This is a genomic window from Staphylococcus sp. GDX8P80P (genome assembly GCF_017893095.1).
Taxonomy (GTDB): Bacteria; Bacillota; Bacilli; order Staphylococcales; family Staphylococcaceae; genus Staphylococcus; species Staphylococcus borealis.
In genome coordinates, this window is record NZ_JAESMI010000055.1 from 1 (window position 1) to 375 (window position 375).

Here is a 375-nt window from a genome sequence, read left to right on the forward strand (position 1 = left end):
AACATCCGAATAGTTCTACTTCTCAACCGAAGAAAGCAACTGACCTAACACCTCCGGTGAAACCTTCTGTTGTTGGAACTCTGGATGGAAAAGCGGGAACGAAAGATCCTGTTGAAGTAGTGACAGATCCGAATACGAAAGTGGAATTACTGGATAAAGATGGTAATGTTATTGGTTCAGGTACGACAGATAGTACGGGTCATGCGATAATTACACCAACGGTGCCTATTCCGGAAGGTAATGTAACTGTAAAAGCAACGGATAATGCGGAACATCCAAATAGTTCTACGTCTGATCCTGTTAAAGCAACTGATACAACGCCACCAACTACTCCAACGCTTGATACGGATTTAAGTGGTAAAGCTGGTACTCAAA

Annotated in this window: 1 pseudogene; it reads left to right on the forward strand. The window is 42.7% G+C overall.

The features are described 5' to 3' along the window. Positions 1-375 (forward strand): annotated as a pseudogene (locus KA858_RS05925) (YSIRK signal domain/LPXTG anchor domain surface protein); the annotation flags it as partial.